A 14,847-nucleotide genomic window follows, 5' to 3' on the forward strand; every position below is an offset into this window, starting at 1 on the left:
AAGCGCCGCCCACGATTTGCCCCTGTTATTTATAGCTTCGTGTTGTCAGTTTAACATATTCAAAATTGAGTGACTCTTTGTGCAGAGCCCAGTGTATTTTGCCGCCATCCTGATTGTATTCCCAGGCAGAAACATGACAGAAATTCGTATCATCCCTCAGAGCTTCATTTTCAGGCGTCTGGTACTCTTCGCGGAAATGTCCACCACAGGATTCATTACGTTCTCCGGCGTCCTTTGCCATCAGCTCGCCCAACTCCAAAAAGTCGGCTACTCGTGACGCCTTTTCCAACTCGGAATTCTTAAAATTTGGCTCACCAGCTACGCGAACCTCCTGCCAAAAACGATCGCGTAACTTGACGATTTCCTCTTGAGCCTTCTGCAAGCCATCTTTTTGGCGCGACATTCCCACGTATTCCCACATGATCTTGCCAAGGTCCCGGTGGAATTCATCCACCGTCCGCCCACCTTTGATACCCAACATTCGGTTCAATCGCTGAGTCACCTCTTCTTTTGAGGCCTTAAAGGCGTCATGGTTTTCGTCAACCTTTGGAAGGCTCGTCGAAGCCAAAAAATTTCCGATGGTGTAGGGAATGACGAAAAACCCATCCGCCAACCCCTGCATCAAAGCTGAGGCTCCCAAGCGATTGGCCCCGTGATCAGAGAAATTCGCCTCACCCAGGACATGCAATCCTGGGATTGTGCTTTGCAGATTGTAGTCCACCCACAGTCCGCCCATGGTGTAATGAACTGCTGGATAAATCCGCATGGGCACCTGGTAAGGATCTTCACCGGTGATTTTTTCGTACATTTGAAACAAGTTGCCGTACTTTTCAGATACGGCATTTTTCCCCATACGCTGAATGGCATCTCGAAAATCCAAGTACACGGCTACGCCCGTGGTGCCAACTCCACGTTCCTCGTCGACCCGAAATTTTGCCTGACGGGAGGCAACATCGCGAGGCACCAGGTTGCCAAAGCTGGGATAGATTCTTTCAAGGTAGTAATCCCGATCACTATCAGGAATTTGTGAGGCCGGTCTGTTGTCGCCTTTGTTCTTAGGAACCCAAACCCGACCGTCGTTTCGAAGTGATTCTGACATCAAGGTCAGTTTGGACTGATAGTCACCGGAAACGGGAATACACGTGGGATGAATTTGCGTGAAACAGGGGTTGGCAAACATAGCACCTTTTTTGTGACAACGCCACGCTGCCGTTGCGTTTGATCCCTTGGCGTTGGTGGAGAGAAAGAAGGTGTTGCCGTATCCCCCCGTGGCCAATACCACTGCATCTCCAGCATGCGATTCAATTTCGCCTGTGACCAAATTACGAACCGTAATTCCACGGGCCACTCCGTCCACCAATACCAGATCCAGCATTTCCCGCCGTGAATAGAGCTGAACCCGTCCCTCATTCACCTGCCTCATCATCGAGGCATAAGCACCAAGCAATAGCTGCTGTCCTGTCTGGCCCCGGGCGTAGAAAGTTCTCGAAACCTGGGCTCCACCAAAAGAGCGGTTATCCAACATCCCACCGTATTCGCGGGCAAAGGGAACGCCGATGGCCACACAGTGGTCAATAATCTGCGTAGACACCTGGGCCAGACGGTAAACATTACCTTCCCTTGCGCGGAAATCCCCGCCCTTTACTGTGTCGTAAAACAGACGATAAACCGAGTCGCCATCGTTCTGATAGTTTTTCGCCGAATTGATCCCTCCTTGAGCGGCAATTGAATGGGCGCGCCGGGGAGAATCTTGAATACAAAACGATTTCACATTGTAACCCAGCTCAGCCAGGCTTGCCGCAGCCGATCCACCGGCCAAACCCGTACCCACCACAATGATGGTGAACTTTCTTTTGTTGGCCGGGTTCACAAGCTTGAGATCAAACTTGTGCTTATCCCATCTACTTTCAATTGGTCCGCTCGGGATTTTGGAGTCCAGATTAATGCTCGCCATAATTATCCCTTGTAAATAAAGAAAACGTAGAGAGGTTGAGAAACAAATCCAAGTACCACCAGAACTGCATACAAGAAGCCAAGAGCCTTAAACTTGCAGAAGTGCCGTGGATGGTAAATTCCCAACGTCTGGATGGAAGAACTCACTCCGTGGCTCAAATGAAATCCAAGGGCGAGGAGACAAATTAGATACCAGCCGACGTAAAGAGGGTCTTGAAAGGTTTCCACGACCAAGCGATGAAGATCACGGATAATGGTCCCACCGTAGTCCACCTCATAGTGGGGCCCGTATTTGAAAGTTATGAGGTGGTGAATGGTGAAAACCAGGAGAAGAATTCCCTGAGCCCACATGGATCGAGTGGTGAGGCTCGTAGACTTGTCCCCAGTCGCCGTGACCGCGTAGGGAACAGGGCGGGCCTTCCAATTCTCCCTCGTCAGCTTCATGGCCAATGCCATATGAACGACAAATAACCCCACCAAGCCCAGTTCAGCCAAGTAGATAAATGGATTGGAAATTAGGGCATGGCCGTAGTTGTTGTAGGCCTGAGGGCTCACCAAGATGAGCATATTCCCCAACATATGTGAGAGCACAAAAAAACTGAGACCCAAGCCGGTTAGGGCAACGAGATACTTTTTCCCAATTTTGGACCCAAAAAAACAAAAACGCTGCTGCTGCATGAGTCGTGTCCCTGAGTGGAGTTCATTTTAGATGAAGGCTAACTTAACTCCATCAGGAGAAACTGTCCATCCCGTCAAAAGGCACTCAATATAAAAGAAGCGGGGAGTCATTTGGGCCCGGATTGCCTTTTGCCTATCTATAAAATATAAAAATTCAACTTTTCTTAGTGAGCGAGGATGAAATGAAAATCTATGTTTGCATTAAACAAGTTCCCGATACGGAAACCAAAATTCGCTTAAAGGCCGACAACAGCGGGATTGATGAAACTGCCATCAAGTGGGTGATGAACCCCTATGATGAGTATGCCGTTGAAGAGGCTCTTAAGATTAAAGCCGAAGTCCCTGATACCACTGTAACTGTCGTCAGCCTTGGACCCAAAAAGAGAGTCGTTGATTCAATCCGCACGGCTTTGGCAATGGGTGCCGATGACGGGCTGGTGGTGGATGCTCCCGAAAACCTGGATGGTTACCTGACAGCCAAAGCGTTGGCGGCAGCAATTAAGAGCGAGGGCCAACCCGATATGGTGCTGACCGGCAAGCTTGCCATCGATGACAACAACGCCTATGTCAGCCAGGCTCTGGCCGAGTTCTTGGGAATTCCTCATGCCACAGTGATCTCCAAACTGACCCGCGAAGATGGAAAGGTCACTGTTGAGCGGGAAGTCGAGGGCGGTAGTCGTGAGGTTATTCAACTTGTCGGACCAAATCTCATTGCTGCAAACAAGGGATTAAACACTCCTCGTTATGCCAGTCTTCCTGGCATCATGAAGGCCAAAAAGAAGCCACTTAAAGAGCTCGATCTCGCCGGCCTGGGGGTCGATGGCAGTGACGAGCGAATTGGGTTCAAGGATTTTCAAATGCCTCCGGAAAAGCCACCAACAAAGATGATTGATGGGGATGCCGGTCAACAAGCCTCTGAGCTGGTTCGCCTGCTCAGAGAAGAAGCGAAAGTACTGTGAGGTCTGAAATGTCGAGCGTATTAGTATTTTGTGAACACCAAAATGGAAATCTTAAAAAAGGCGCAATGGAGCTTTTGACGGCGGCGACTACCTCAGGGCTTGAGGTTCACTCATTGGTTGTCGGTCCGGGGGCAAAAGACATTGCCAACCAGACTTTTCACTACGGCGCCACCAAGGCTTTTGTCTGCGAGAGTGGTGATTTGACTCATTATAATTCTGAACTCTACACCTCGCTGATGGAGAAGGCCCTTCAAGCCTCAAACCCAAATGTCCTTCTTGCCTCCTCCTCAATGCTCGCTCGGGATCTTTTCCCTCGCGTAAGTGCAAGGGTCAATTCCGGGATCGTGAGCGACTGCACAGAGCTTTCCTTTAGCGGAGGGGATGTAGTCGTGCGAAAACCCATGTATGCTGCAAAGTGTACGGCTGGCGTTGAGTTTAAGAATAGCCCGGTTAAAATGGTTTTAATGAGACCAAACCAGCTTCCCGTCGGAACTCCAGATGCGGGAAAATCTGGCGAGATTGTTAACCTAGAATTGGCTCCAATTGATCTTAAGACGCTGATCAAGGAGGTGGTTAAGGGCACGTCCGAAAAGCTCGACCTCACAGAAGCTAATATTATTGTTTCTGGAGGACGTGGCCTGAAGGAAAAGGAGAACTTCAAGCTACTCGAAGACCTGGCTGAAGTTTTGGGGGCAACTGTAGGTGCCTCTCGGGCAGTGGTTGATACTGGGTGGGTGCCTCACGGTATGCAGGTCGGTCAGACAGGAAAGACTGTCGCACCTAGCCTGTATATTGCCGTCGGTATATCTGGTGCCATTCAACACCTGGCGGGAATGACCGGAAGCAAAGTGATCGTTGCAGTAAACAAGGACCCGGAAGCTCCCATTTTTCAAAAAGCCACCTATGGAATCGTCGGCGACTTGTTTGATGTAGTGCCAAAGCTCACCGAAGAATTCCGCAAGGCACTGCACTAGCTCTTTATGATTCGCCAGTTCTTTTTATCTCGAATGGCCTGGTTGTTTTACCGGGCCCTTTCATGGACCTGGCGAATTCAACTTGTTGAAGATCCGGAATTGATTCGACGCCGACAACAAAAAGAGCCCGCGCTTTTGGCTCATTGGCATGGCGATGAGCTTGCCATTCTCCATCTGGTTGCTCATTTTAAATTGGCGACTATGACTTCAACAAGCAAGGATGGGCAGATCATTGACCTGGTTATTCGGCGTCTTGGCGGTGTAACCTCCAAAGGCTCCTCAACCAGGGGTGCTGTTCAGGCATTAAAGGGTCTAGTTCGCCTGGGTAAGGAGGGTCACCCGATTTCCATGGCTGTGGACGGACCCAAGGGGCCCATTTACCAGGTAAAAAGCGGCGTTTTCGAGTTGTCCCGGCTTCTCCATGCACCCATTTTTCCCATAGGTGTCATTTGCCCTAAGAGGCATCTTTTCACAAAATCCTGGAACCAGACCTATCTGCCAAAACCCTTTTCAAAGGTGGTGATCCTTTTTGATTCCCCACTTCCGCCTGTCGGCAAGGGCGCAGACCCCAGGTCACCTGAGCTAGCGGAACGATTGACTTTGGCCCTCGCTAGCGCGAAGCAGCAAGCCTCTAAATTCATTGCGGACCCTACCCCCTGATGCTAGCGTTTTTTAAGGAGAATAGCGTCTTCAGAAGAGGTTTACTCTATGCTTCATAAGTGGTTTCTCGCATCCATTTTGTTGGCCCTTGTGGCTTCACCAGTGTCGGCCCAAGTCGTGGCAAAGGTTGGCAGTAAGTCCATCACTCTTCAGGACTTCAAGACCAAATACGATGAGGTGAAAAGACAAACCATCAACCCCCCTGATCCAGAACTGTTTTTGGAAGATCTGATTCGCTATGAAATCGGCGTCCAGGAGGCAGAAAAACGTAACCTGAGAAATGATCCTATTGTTCAAGAGCGGATCAACCAGGAAATGTATAAAGCCTTGTTGGAGAGGTCTATCGGGGATAAAGTTAATAAGATTAAGGTCAATGAAGGGGAGATGAAAAAGTTCTACAAGGACAACCCCGAAGTGCGCCTCAGCCATATCCTTATTGAATTCAAGCCCGGAGCCTCTGCAAAAGAAAAGGCTATCGCGGAAAAGCGGGCCAATGACATATACAAGGAAGTCCAAAAGAGTAAACGTCCCTTTCAAGAACTGGTGAAGCTCTATTCCGACGATACCTTGAGCAAGGAAAACGGTGGCGACATTGGGTTCCAATCAAAGGTAACTCTTGTTCCGCCTATCTACGATACCGTATTGAAGATGAAGGTCGGTCAGGTTCGGGGAATCGTGGAAACCCGCTATGGATTTCACATTCTTAAGCTGGTTGAAAAGGGCTCCTATGACAATGCGAACAAACGACAGATTCGGGCGGCTGTTTTCGATAGTAAACGTAAAGATATTTTCGATGACTTTTTTGCCGGACTTAAGAAGAAGTACAAGATTTCCACGAATAAGAGTGCTCTGAAAAAGCTGAAGTGAGGTTTCTTTATTTGAATTGGATTTCAGGACGCCCTGCGCTTGTTGCCGCAGGGTTTTTCATTTTGCTATCGGTGCTTAGCGGTTGTTTTAGCCGCAAGGCCGACATTTCTGATCGAACCATCGTAAAAGTAAACGAGTCGTCTCTGCTGGCAAAGGACTTCGCGGAACTGCTGGCTCACCGCCTTAAGGATTTTGACGCGGTCAGCGTAAAGGATCAGAGGGTGGTTTCCCGGATTCGTGAACAGCTGATCAATGATTTTGTTATTGAGATCGTGACTCTCGACTGGGCGACGGAAAAGGGCATCTTTGTTCGCCGTGAGGACCTAGAGGCGGAGGTCAATTCCATTCGCAGTTACTATCCCGATGATCTCGCCTTTCGCCGGGCATTGAGTGAGCAAAGTCTGACATTTGACGAGTGGAAGGAAAAACTGAAGTTTTCCATGCTGCAGAAGCTGGTTCGGGCGGATCTCAGCAAATCGGTGGAAAAGCCAAAAGACGCGGAAGTTTCTGAATTCTATAACGACCATAAGGATCAGTTTCAGGAACCTGAACAGGTGAAGCTGAGACAAATCGTTCTCGACTCGGAGAGCAATGCCAAGCGTATTTACCAAGAAGTCAAAAAGGGGCGGCCCCTTAAAGAGTTGGCTGCCAAGTTTTCCATTGCCCCGGAGGCTGAAAATGGAGGGGACTTGGGGTGGATTGGCAAAGGCACCCTGGATATTTTTGACGCGGCCTTTTCCATGAAAGTCGGTCAAAAGAGCGATGTGGTGAAGAGCCCCTATGGCTACCATATTTTTGAGGTTCTTGGTAAAAAGCGTGCTGCAGTTGCGCCACTGAAAGATGTTAAGCAACGGATTGAACGTCAGCTACAGGAACAAGCCGAGCAAAAGGTGTACTCCTCATGGCTTGAGGAAAGATTGCGGACGTCGAGAGTTTTTCGGGACCAGGACCTGATCAACTCAATTTCGGTTGAAACAAAGGATGAGTAATGAGAACTCTTTTTTTGCTCTGTTTACTTCCTCTAGCGACTTTGGTTTCGTTGTCGAGTGACGCTCGGGTCATCGAAAAGATTTTTGCCATCGTCAACGACGAGATTATCACCCAAACCGATATGCAGCGATTTCGCTCCAAGCTTTCCTCCGGGGGACTTGTCGATGATGCTGTTATTCGCCTTGCCGACCCGAAGGTTCTCCTTAAGGATGAAAAGGCACTTATCAACCATTTGATTGACGAGCGCCTGCTGGATTCCGAAGTTAAACGGAAAGGGCTTTCTGTCACAGTCGAAAAGATTGAGCAGGAGATTCGCAACATTACCCGCCGTAATGGCATTTCTCGGGCTCAATTGAAATCTGCCCTTGCCGAAAAAGGAGTCAAGTTTTCCGAGTATCAGGATTTCATTCGCACCAGTCTTGAGCGACAGTCTCTTATCGAGAAAGAAGTGAGCTCAAAAATCAAGATCTCAGATGATGATGTCAGCTCTTATTACGTCACCCAGATGGGCGACAAGAATGCCAATATTTTCGAGTTCACATTGGCTCATATCCTTTTTCTTCCAAAGCAGGGGGAAAAGGAGGCTCGAAATCGGGCGAAATTAGTTGAATCAAAGCTGAAGTCTGGATCCATGACCTTTGAAAAGCTGGCCAGCCAATTCAGCGAAGACCCCAACTTTTCTCAAGGTGGCGTGTTGGGAACCTTTAAGGCTGGCGAAATGCTTCCCGAAATGGAGCAGGCCGTAAAGGGAATGTCGGTTGGTGACACGACGGGCATCATTAAAACCCGTGTTGGACTTCATCTCGTCAAATTACTCAAAAAGACCCTTGTCCCCAATCCGGCATTTGAGGCTCGCAAAGAGGAGTTACGAGGATTGCTTTTTGGTCAGGCGTTCAAAAAGCAATTCAGAAACTGGCTGGACGATAGACGACGGGATTCCTTCATCAGGATTAATTGATTGTGAATCGGCCTTTAAGAATCGTTATCACCACCGGGGACGCCGATGGCATTGGCACTGAAATTTCAGCAAAAGCATTAGAAAAGCTTAAGCCGCAAAAGGGCGTTCACTTCATTTTTTGGCGAACACCTCGATGTCCGCCAAAACACCTGAGATTGATCGATAGCCAGTTCTCCCGAATCACTGTTGCGACCTGGCCGGAGGCCCTTAGGCTCGCCCCAGGCAGCCACAAGGAAATCATCGATATCAACTCCAATTTGCGACCACCGAAGTGGGTGGAGCTGGCCGCAAAAGGAAGCCTTTTTGGTCACGTTGATGCCATCGCCACCGCGCCTCTTTCAAAAACCGAAATAGTTGCCTCTGGGTTTAACGTCGTTGGCCACACGGAAATCCTGAAAAAGGTTTCGAGCTCGCCCCATCTTTTTATGGCCTTTGTCGGCAAACACTTCAATGTCCTCCTTTGCACGGGTCACCTAGCGATCAACGAGGTGGCTCCAGCCCTCTCTTCTGAATTGGTGGGGGAAGCCATACTTGCAGCCAATCGCCTGAGAAGACTCCTACCAAAAAGGCAAAAGGACAAACCCATTGCCTTACTGGGTCTTAATCCCCATGCCGGTGAGGAGGGGATAATCGGAGACGAGGAGATTGAAATCCTTGCTCCCGCACTCAAGGATGCGCGGCGCCACAAAATTCCAGTCCAGGGTCCCTTGGTTCCAGATGCCGCCTTTTTTAAGGATAATTGGAGCAAGTACAGCGTCTTTGTTTGTCCTTATCACGACCAAGGATTAATACCTTTTAAGATGATTCATGGCCAAGACTCTGGCGTTCATATCACCATGGGGCTGCCTTTTGTGCGAACCAGTGTTGACCATGGTACGGCAAAAAATATATTTGGTAAAAACCGAGCTAATCCAAGCTCAATGATTGAGGCCCTAAAGTGGGCGATCATGTTGGCGAAACAGGGCGATAACAAACTTTCGACCTAATTGAAGGAGATTTCGATGAAAATGAACAATGTCATTTTCCGCGAGTACGATATTCGGGGTGTCGTAGATTCTGATTTTGATGCCGATTTTGCTCACCATCTGGGCCGCGCCTATATCACCTATCTCTTCCAGGAAAAGGGTCTTAAAAACCCAAAGATTTGTATTGGACACGATGCCAGACTTTCGAGTCCACAACTTGTTAAATCCTTGTCTCGCGGAATGGCAGAGTCAGGAGCTCAGGTTCTCTTACTTGGATTGGTTACCACTCCAGTAACATATTTTAGTACGTTCTCAGTTCCTGATGTGGCGGGTGCCATTATGGTCACTGGTAGTCACAATCCACCCGAATATAATGGTTTTAAGATTTCTGTTGGAAAGTCGACCATTTTTGGCGCCGAAATCAAAAAACTGGAAACCATCATCAACTCGGGAGATTACGTTAGCGGTGATGGTAGTGAATCCACCTATGATATATTTCCGGAGTACGTCGCTCGGTACGAAAGGGAATTTGGTAAGCTTCCAAAGGTTCCTGTTGTGGTTGACTGCGGAAATGGTGCCGCTGGCTCTATTCTGCGCCGACTCTATTCTGCCGTTGGGGTTAGTCCAACGATTCTATTTGAAGAGCCAGATGGTACTTTCCCAAATCACCACCCCGATCCAACTGTTGAGGAAAATCTTACCGACCTGGTTGCAGCCGTTAAAAAAGAAAATGCTTTGATTGGAATTGGTTTTGATGGGGATGCCGACCGAATTGGAGTCGTCGGCAGAAACGGAAGGATGTTTTACGGTGACGAACTGATGGCTCTTGTTAGTCGGGATATCCTCAAGGATAAGCCTGGCGAAAAGATCATTGGTGACGTCAAGTGCTCAGACCGACTCTACCATGATGTCGCCAAGTATGGTGGTAAACCGATTATGTGGAAAACGGGCCATTCCCTGATCAAGGAGAAGATCAAGGTTGAAAAAGCTCCCTTTGGTGGAGAGTTGAGCGGCCATATCTTTTTTGCTGATAGGAACTATGGCTTTGACGATGCTCTCTATGCGGGCTTACGAATCATCGAAATTCTTGGCAAGACCGGAAAATCCATTGAGGATTTGTTGGCAGATTTTCCTCCGGCGTTTAATACTCCAGAGATTCGAATTGATACAACTGAGGAAAAGAAACATCAGATTGTAGACAAATTAAAAGAGAGTTTTGCCTCTGAAAAGCCCGGCATTTCCGTCAATCTTATCGACGGCATTAGGGTGAGCTATCCTTTTGGCTGGGCTCTTGCCAGAGCTTCTAACACTCAACCTGTTTTGGTGTTGAGATTTGAGGCTGACAGCCAGGAACACCTGAATCAAATAAAGAAGGAGTTTGAGGATATCGTACAACCTTTGCTTAAATGATAGATCTGGCAAGGCTTTAAGCGATTTCCTAAAAACAAAATTGTGATGAAATTCAGATACCTGACCGAAAAGACTGTATGGGTTGGGTATTCAAAGTTTTCATTTACGGGTTTCTTGCGACGCTATTGATGATTTCTCATCGGTCTCTGGCTTGTGAGCCGGGGATGGAGGTGCCCGGAGAGTACCTGGTACGCTTCCAAACCTCTTCCTCGTCGTTGGCCCAGGGAAAGGCTGTTGCCGACCCTGCCAGCCTTTTGGCGAGTAAGGGAATCCCCTTCGAGGTTCTCCATTCGGGCAAGGCGTCAAAGCGGGCCATGTCCCTATCAAGCAAGCTCACAGCACCAGCTGTCCGTCCCGCACTTTACCACCTGAAGAATGTTCAGAAGGGAAGTAAGGAAATCTCCGATCTCCCGGGAGCTTTGTCTGTTGAACCCAATTGTTATATTCGTCCGTTTTTGACGACCAATGATTCTGAATATTCAGAACAATGGGCTCATCAGGTGATGGAGTCCGAAAAGGCCTGGGATATTTCCACGGGTTCAAAGGACATTATCGTTGCTGTATCTGACACCGGGGTGGACTACCTCCATCCGGACCTTAAGGACCAGATGTGGGTGAATCAGGCTGAGGCACAGGGGGCTTCTGGTGTCGATGATGACAACAACGGATGTGTTGACGATATTTACGGGTGCGATTTCGCTGATGAAGACGGAGATCCCAAGCCCGCCACCAGCACTGGCGGCGAACACGGAACCCATGTGGCAGGTATTATTGGTGCCGTTGGCAACAACGGGCTGGGGGTCGCTGGGATTAATTGGAATGTTAGAATTATGGCGGTTAAGGGGTTTTCTGACTCCTCTGAGTTGGCCAAGACCGATGACCTGTTGAAAACGGTCTATTACGCTGCGGACAACGGAGCCCATGTGATCAACTGTTCATGGGGTGCTAACCAAAGTCCCTCCTCGGCTGAACGTGACGCCTTCTCCTATGCTCTTGATATGGGAATGGTCGTTGTGGTTGCTGCAGGAAATAGTGCCGCCAACGCCCGGGAGTTCTCACCAGCTGGTATCTCCAAGGTCATTACCGTCGCCTCCTCAAATTCGCGAAATGAACTGTCCTCCTTTTCAAACTATGGGACGGGTATCGATGTGATGGCCCCGGGGGGAGACGCTCCCCAGTTTGGTGGACGAGATGAAAAGATTCTTTCGACTGTTCCCGGTGGCCGCTATGTTGGGCTACGGGGTACAAGCATGGCTGCCCCTTACGTGGCGGGTCTGGCAGCCCTGGTCCTGTCAATCAATCCAGATCTAACAAACAGCGATGTTGAGGACATTATTGTTAAGTCTGCTGATGAATTTTCAGTGACCGTGCCAAGAAGCTCGAACCTTAAATACACCTATGGCCGCATTAATGCTCGCAAAGCCGCCGAAGCGGCCCTTGCCAGTCTTCCTCAACCCGATCCTGTCCCTGACTGTCCTCCCGGGCAGCAGTGTTCACAACAGGGTGGGGGAAATCCTGCCTCTCGCTCCGCCGACGTTTCAAACGCCATTACCTCAGGATTTGGTGGCTGCAGCAACGAAATGCGGGCCAGATCCAATACCAACAAGGCCGAGGCCCCTATGGCTGCTTTTTTCCTGCCCCTGATCATCCTCATGATCCTTCGTCGCAAGAAGTAAGGCGTAAGGTACCTTACGCAGACTGCGGTTCGGATTGTTGTTTATTGAATTTTCGCACGAGGTTGCGGACTTCGACTTCTGCAAGGTAGCGAATGAACTTTTCGAAGTCTTCCTCGTTGATATGCAATCCTGGGACTTTACTCTTTTTGAGTCTGTCTTTTTGCGAGGAAAGAATTTTTCGCCCCTCCGTCAAATAAAGAACATACTTTTGATTGAGTTCCATCTTTAAATAAGCCTTGAACGTCACCGGGTCTTCCGTGGAAAGATCATCAACCTTAATGTTGACCATTTTGTCCACGGCCTTTTTTACCCGGGTTTTATTCTTTTCGCCCTCGAAAAAAGCTACTCCGACTTCAATTCCTTCGTGCTCTCTGACAATTAAAAATTGGGAGTCCCCCTCGGCCAGTTTGAGGAAGTGAATGTCCCCAACTTCCATGACAAACTCCTGATCCAAAGACGCCTGCACGCCCTCCATGGGAAGGAAGTTCATCAATGAATAGCGGAGAGCTTCGAGAAATCCTTGCGTGCCTTTATGATGATGATCTGCCCATGCAACAGTCACAAACCCATGTTGCTTAGAGGAACGATAGGGAATAATTCCTAACACCGGGGCACGCACCAGATATTTGGTATGCTGATTGTTTTCTCGACAAACTTCATCAAGAGCCTTTTTTACCGCCTTGGCCAATCCAATCATGTCTTCAGTTTGAGGGGCAACTGTGGCATCGAGTTCCTTAATCTGAGCCTCCAGTGAGGCCGAGCCGTCAGTGTCCGCTCCCACCATATGGTCTTTACCATCTTTGCTGGATGCACCTTGATAATCTTGATCCCCTGTGGTTCCGCGGCCTGGACCATGAACATCTCCAGATGTCTCTGAGGACTTTTGGTTAGCATGTCCTCCACTGCCCGCCGCAGAGTTCTGCCTGGCCTGATGCGATTCCGCTGTTAGTTGGCCATTTTGACGGGAATTTAGCTCACTGCCAGACCCTTCTACATTTTGATCAGCTCGATGGCTTTCACCCTGAAGTCCATCTTGCTGAGCGCTGTGTTCAGCTCCTAATCCAGTTTCGCCCTCAGTGGCTTGGTGAAGTTTTCCGGCACCGGGTCCCTGTTCTTCAGCCTGTCCTCCTATGCCTTGGCCATCCTCGCTCTTATCAAGAAAGTCTCCGGCCCTGGGTGTTTTGCCCTCTTGCTCGGCCTCCTCCTCTTTGACCGGCTTGATCGCCTTCGGCTGGGAAACTTCAAAAGAGCGTCCAGCTTTGCTACCTGGCTGAGTCGTAGTTCGACCAGAGGCCTCACTGGATCCCGTACCTGGAGAAGTGCCGTAGGGACTTTGTGATCCAGAGGATTCTTGCTCGCGGTGTTCATCTGCCTTTGCTCCTCTTGGATCCTGAGAGCCAGGTCCGCGAGTCCCCTTTTGAAAATGAATCTGGGCCTTTCGCCCAGATAGGGTGCCTCCTTGACTTTCCTGGTAGATGAGGGAATCGCTGTCAGACTCTTCTCCCTCATCACTGTCATCACCTGATTCCGCGAGCATTTTCATAAGGCTTGCGGCATTGGGTTTCTCACCACGAATAACGGCCGGGCCCCTTTTTGCTCGTCGGCCCTCGCCAAGGTTTTGCTGGTGGGAATCGTGGCTACCGCCGGCAACATGGATTGTTCCTTCTTCGCTGTGACCAGCCAAGGTGGGGTCTGACTGTCTCTGCGGCTTGGCCGCATCGTATTCGTCTTTGATTATTTTTTTGATCTGACGATGAATACTTGGTCCACTCAGTTGACCGAAGAACCGATGGGAAACCCTCATGGCATTCAGTTGTCCAACCGAGTGTCCGTCGTTCTTTTCAGCGAAGCCAATACACTTGGTATTGAAGGCCTGGGCAACAATCAATGGTAGCTTGGCAATTTTCGGGTTCGGATGATTCGCAGAAATCAGAACAAAATTTGGCTGATGAGCCACCAATGCTTGAATGGCTTCCGGCAGAGAAGACACGACTGTTGTCGGCCAGTTTCTCCGTGTCAGAAAGGTAGCCGCCGATTCAAACGGCGGCTTGTTTTTAACAACGATCAATACCGAAAGCTCAAGTTTGTCGAGCTCTGCTATATCAGCAATGCCATATTCATCTAAGACAGCCAGTTGAGGATCATGAAACTCCTCAGCGGACTCCTCAGACGGGACATCAGGTTGTTGGTCGTCTTCTTTTTTACTCTCGTCCGACATTTGACCTCTCAGTAATATCAGACATTTCCGTCTCTATCTTGTCGGTAAATGCGAGTAGAAAATCCAACAACCTGGACCTCTCTGAATCAAAATACGGAAGGATGGAATATTCTAGATCGTCCTTTAGTCCGTATCCTTGGCAAAAAAAAAGAGCTCCAGAAGGAGCTCTTTTTTTTCACTCGACCTTTGTCAGGTCGCTGCCCAGAAATTGGAATCAACCAATCTTTCCAACGAGCATGAATGCGATTACAAGTGAGTAGATCACCAGAGACTCAATCAGAACCAGACCGATAATCATGGATACAAACATATTACCTTGAGCCTGAGGATTGCGAGCGATTCCGTCCATAGCTGAGGAACCAATTTTACCTTGAGCCAAAGCTCCGCCCAAAGCAGCCATACCGATCGCCAAGCTCGCACCAATTGCGAAGTAGGCAGAGTTTCCAACAGCTGAAGCCGAAGAAACCATTTCCTGAGCAAACGCCGGCAGAGCGCTGAACAGAGTCGCAAGAAGGATTGCCTTTTTCATTTACCTTACT

13 protein-coding genes are annotated in these 14,847 nt (G+C 49.1%); 9 read left to right on the forward strand and 4 right to left on the reverse strand.

The window, feature by feature from the left end; all coding sequences use genetic code 11:
• Positions 1–25: 25 nt before the first annotated feature.
• Positions 26–1,945 carry a fumarate reductase/succinate dehydrogenase flavoprotein subunit gene (locus H6624_13895; protein MCB9085433.1) on the reverse strand — a complete coding sequence of 640 codons (1,920 nt, stop codon included), beginning with the start codon at positions 1,943–1,945 and terminating at the stop codon, positions 26–28.
• Between the two features lie 11 nt (positions 1,946–1,956).
• Positions 1,957–2,631, reverse strand: a complete 675-nt coding sequence (locus H6624_13900; protein MCB9085434.1) for a succinate dehydrogenase cytochrome b subunit — start codon at positions 2,629–2,631, stop codon at positions 1,957–1,959.
• Between the two features lie 182 nt (positions 2,632–2,813).
• Between H6624_13900 and H6624_13905 the strand changes: the two genes are divergently transcribed.
• From H6624_13905 to H6624_13945, 9 genes are all read left to right on the forward strand, one after another.
• Positions 2,814–3,590: an electron transfer flavoprotein subunit beta/FixA family protein gene (locus H6624_13905; protein MCB9085435.1), complete on the forward strand. Its 777-nt coding sequence runs from the start codon at positions 2,814–2,816 to the stop codon at positions 3,588–3,590.
• Positions 3,591–3,598: 8 nt separating this feature from the next.
• Positions 3,599–4,564, forward strand: a complete 966-nt coding sequence (locus H6624_13910; GenBank protein ID MCB9085436.1) for an electron transfer flavoprotein subunit alpha/FixB family protein — start codon at positions 3,599–3,601, stop codon at positions 4,562–4,564.
• A gap of 6 nt (positions 4,565–4,570) precedes the next feature.
• Positions 4,571–5,224 (forward strand): lysophospholipid acyltransferase family protein, encoded by a 654-nt coding sequence (locus H6624_13915; protein ID MCB9085437.1) that lies wholly within the window; start codon positions 4,571–4,573, stop codon positions 5,222–5,224.
• Between the two features lie 48 nt (positions 5,225–5,272).
• The gene (locus H6624_13920) at positions 5,273–6,091 is read left to right on the forward strand and encodes a peptidylprolyl isomerase (protein ID MCB9085438.1); all 819 of its coding nucleotides are present in this window, start codon (positions 5,273–5,275) and stop codon (positions 6,089–6,091) included.
• A gap of 11 nt (positions 6,092–6,102) precedes the next feature.
• Complete coding sequence (locus H6624_13925) at positions 6,103–7,080, forward strand: peptidyl-prolyl cis-trans isomerase (GenBank protein MCB9085439.1); 978 nt, start codon at positions 6,103–6,105, stop codon at positions 7,078–7,080.
• Complete coding sequence (locus tag H6624_13930; protein MCB9085440.1) at positions 7,080–8,039, forward strand: peptidylprolyl isomerase; 960 nt, start codon at positions 7,080–7,082, stop codon at positions 8,037–8,039. Before H6624_13925 ends, H6624_13930 begins: the two co-directional genes overlap by 1 nt.
• Before the next feature lie 2 nt (positions 8,040–8,041).
• Entirely contained in the window at positions 8,042–9,025 is a 984-nt protein-coding gene (locus H6624_13935) for a 4-hydroxythreonine-4-phosphate dehydrogenase PdxA (GenBank protein ID MCB9085441.1), read from the forward strand.
• A 21-nt stretch (positions 9,026–9,046) separates the two neighbouring features.
• Positions 9,047–10,414: a phosphomannomutase/phosphoglucomutase gene (locus H6624_13940; GenBank protein ID MCB9085442.1), complete on the forward strand. Its 1,368-nt coding sequence runs from the start codon at positions 9,047–9,049 to the stop codon at positions 10,412–10,414.
• 77 nt (positions 10,415–10,491) lie between these two features.
• Positions 10,492–12,090, forward strand: coding sequence for a S8 family serine peptidase (locus H6624_13945; GenBank protein ID MCB9085443.1), 1,599 nt, complete (start codon positions 10,492–10,494; stop codon positions 12,088–12,090).
• Between the two features lie 13 nt (positions 12,091–12,103).
• On the opposite strand, the gene H6624_13950 is transcribed toward H6624_13945, so the two are convergent.
• Both H6624_13950 and H6624_13955 read right to left on the reverse strand, forming a co-directional pair.
• The gene (locus H6624_13950; protein MCB9085444.1) at positions 12,104–14,308 is read right to left on the reverse strand and encodes a hypothetical protein; all 2,205 of its coding nucleotides are present in this window, start codon (positions 14,306–14,308) and stop codon (positions 12,104–12,106) included.
• A gap of 214 nt (positions 14,309–14,522) precedes the next feature.
• Positions 14,523–14,837: an ATP synthase F0 subunit C gene (locus H6624_13955; GenBank protein ID MCB9085445.1), complete on the reverse strand. Its 315-nt coding sequence runs from the start codon at positions 14,835–14,837 to the stop codon at positions 14,523–14,525.
• Positions 14,838–14,847 lie beyond the last annotated feature (10 nt).

It is taken from the genome of Pseudobdellovibrionaceae bacterium, from assembly GCA_020635075.1.
Lineage (GTDB): Bacteria > Bdellovibrionota > Bdellovibrionia > Bdellovibrionales > UBA1609 > JADZEO01.